The organism is Brevibacillus sp. FW301-21C12A, assembly GCF_058788915.1.
Genome location: NZ_JBYTBG010000098.1, coordinates 1 through 2,859 on the forward strand (window position 1 = coordinate 1; position 2,859 = coordinate 2,859).

The window sequence follows — 2,859 nt, forward strand, 5'->3', positions numbered from 1 at the left end:
TGCCTGAGAACACTTGAACGCTGAAAGTTATGATGATTTTGAATGGTATGAAAAGATTAATGCAACGCTAGTGGTTTAAAATACTTAGCAAAATAACGAACAGAATAATAAATGCAACCGTAAAATTTAAATCCAAGAGAATTCCTCCCTATATATATTAAGTTTTTCTCATTCATTCTCGCTATTTCACCGTTTCTCAATTTCTGACTGGAACGATAACGAACTCAAATTCACCATTATGCGCCGTGGCACCGTGATATTCACCTCCCGTATTCGCTCGTTACTGTCTTCTCGGTCTTCCTGTTGCGACTGCATCATGCTTTTCATAGTCGAATTCCGTGTTGAGTTCCGTTTCTAGCAACGACTGCAGAGTTTCCGCAAACAGCTTTTTCAGTGTATAGGTGTCCGTTAGTTACGCAACTTGCGGACACCTCGCACCGTACCAAGAGGGCTCTTTTTCTTTCAAATTCCAAATTATTTACTAATGGAATGGTCCTAAAAATCTTTAATTTATTTCAAGTTCACTTAACTCGAAAAAACAGCAAGATGACCTTGTTCACTTGAATCAGATCCTGCTTTTTGAAGAGACCAACCCGAATACCCCCGACTTTCTTGATCTGTCGGACCTCCCGCATCCCATGTTAGAAAAGCTTATCCAAACGCTTCTTTTAGACAGATATGTATGGATTACAATCAATGAAGAGAAAGGAATAACGACTTATCCCATTTACCTTTTGCACCTTTATCGCGAAAAAACCTTTGGATGATTGAAGGCTATAGTTAAGTATCCAAATATCACCATTATTATGAACTCGATAAAATTTTGAATAACGACTGGAATTTCTAAAAAAACTGAATACAAACCCAATCAAAAAGCCTAGGAAGATTGATATTGTTTTTTTCCAAAAATCGGCACCCTTTTTCTTTTTGAAGGGCGTGTATATTATACCACCAATTACCAGTAAAGCAAAAATATCTCGTACACCGTTCTTTTAACCGAATTTACAAAGGGACCAGCAAATGTAACTCAAACGCACTTTCCATTAGTTAGTCGCCATGCATGGCGCACAAAAAAAGCTTCCCTCCCCGGGGAAGCTTTTTCCTGCTTGGCCAAACCACATACAAGAAGCCATTTTGCCCTCTATCATGTTTACGGAAACACAATCGTCTTGTTGCCGTACACCAGCACACGGTCTTCCAGATGCCAGCGGACGGCGCGCGCCAGCACGGTGCGCTCCACCTGGCGTCCGAGCTGCTTCAACGCTTCGACATCCTCCTGATGCGAGACGCGCTGCACGTCCTGCTCGATGATCGGACCTGCGTCCAGCTCCTCGGTGACGTAGTGCGCGGTCGCCCCGATCAGCTTCACGCCGCGGCGATACGCCTGCTCGTAAGGCTTGGCACCCACGAAGGCAGGCAGGAACGAATGGTGGATGTTGATGATCCGCATCGCGTAGTCCGTAAGAAAGCGCGGGGACAAAATCTGCATGTAGCGCGCCAGGACGATCAGGTCGACGCCCGCTGCCGCTTCCAGTTGTTCTTGTTCCGCCTGCGGCTTGTTTTCCTTCGTCACCGGAATGCAGCGGTACGGGATGCCAAACGACTCCACCGTCTCCTGCATGTCCGGATGGTTGCTGACCACAACGGATATATCCGCGTGCAGTTCGCCGGACTTCCAGCGCCACAGCAGTTCCAGCAGACAGTGGTCTTCTTTGGAAACAAACAAGGCAACCTTTTTGCGCTTGTTCGCTTCGACTAGGGACCAGTCCATGCCGAAGCTGTCGGCTACCTGACCGAACTCCGCCTTGATCGCCTCGAAGCGCTCTTGCAGGTTGACCAGATCAAATTCAATCCGCATGAAAAAGCGGCCTGTCTCCGGGTCAGTCGTGTACTGGTCAGACTGGACGATGTTTGCGCCCTGCTGAAACAAAAAATTCGAGACCGCCGCCACGATCCCCGCACGGTCCGGGCAGGAAATCAGCATGCGCGCTCGGTCCTTGTTTTTTTCCCGATACGCGAGCCATTCTCTCTCTGATAACAAATGCATGGTTTCTCTCCTCCAAAAGCAAACAGCAAAAAGTTGTTTGCAATTATACCATTCCTTCGCGGATTTTCTATAGGCCATTCAGAGAGAAAATGTTAGTTTATCTATAAAAATTTATTTTCCCATTCCGTTCAGCAAAAAAACAACCCGTCATCGCCTGCGGTTTATTTGATTTGCAGAACCATATACTGTGCCGGACTATGAGGGGTAGCAAAAATGATCTTACAAATGTAGTCGTTTCCTGCATACTCCAAAATGAATGTGCCATCCCCCGTATCATCGAGTATCTCCCGTGAAGGGGTTCCCAGAATTCCCTTGATTTCATCAGGGGATCCGGTAAGACCAACCGTTTTGGAGTCAGCGCTCAGAAGAACTACTTGACTAGTCTCGTTTAGCTGATCTATGGAATCAGCATAATCCTCAAATTCCAGGCTAAAGCCCTCATAGTAAAAAGTGAAGCCACACTCCGAGTTTCCTGAACGAATCGGGTTCCCTAACTGATCGAGTACCTCTTTTTTCGTTGCGCCTAGAGGGATTGGGATCCCTTCTATCTCTCCTTTTTGTATCTGATCTCGAATACCGGATTCAACTGGAAGGGGTACGCTCTCTTCCGATTTTAACGTGCAGCCGAACACACTTGCTGCACAGAGCATGCCTATGAAAAAAAGCATTCTGTACGTATTTAGCAAGCGAGTCCCTCCTCTTTTTTAGATAATTTTACCATCTAATAAAAGAAATGATTCATCACCATAACCCGTGCTAGACATTGAAAAAACGCAGATGTTCCTTTATCGTGGGAGTTGTCGAGACAACCA

At 45.9% G+C, this 2,859-nt stretch carries 2 protein-coding genes and 1 pseudogene; 1 reads left to right on the forward strand and 2 read right to left on the reverse strand.

Features of this window, described 5'->3' with window-relative positions; translation table 11 throughout:
* Positions 1 to 524: 524 nt before the first annotated feature.
* Positions 525 to 758, forward strand: a pseudogene (locus tag AC3WQH_RS25335) (helix-turn-helix transcriptional regulator); the annotation flags it as partial.
* A 392-nt stretch (positions 759 to 1,150) separates the two neighbouring features.
* On the opposite strand, the gene purU reads toward AC3WQH_RS25335, so the two are convergent.
* The gene (gene purU / locus AC3WQH_RS25340) at positions 1,151 to 2,047 is read right to left on the reverse strand and encodes a formyltetrahydrofolate deformylase (protein ID WP_007784458.1); all 897 of its coding nucleotides are present in this window, start codon (positions 2,045 to 2,047) and stop codon (positions 1,151 to 1,153) included.
* Between the two features lie 161 nt (positions 2,048 to 2,208).
* The gene (locus AC3WQH_RS25345; RefSeq protein WP_005835677.1) at positions 2,209 to 2,733 is read right to left on the reverse strand and encodes a DUF4309 domain-containing protein; all 525 of its coding nucleotides are present in this window, start codon (positions 2,731 to 2,733) and stop codon (positions 2,209 to 2,211) included.
* Positions 2,734 to 2,859 lie beyond the last annotated feature (126 nt).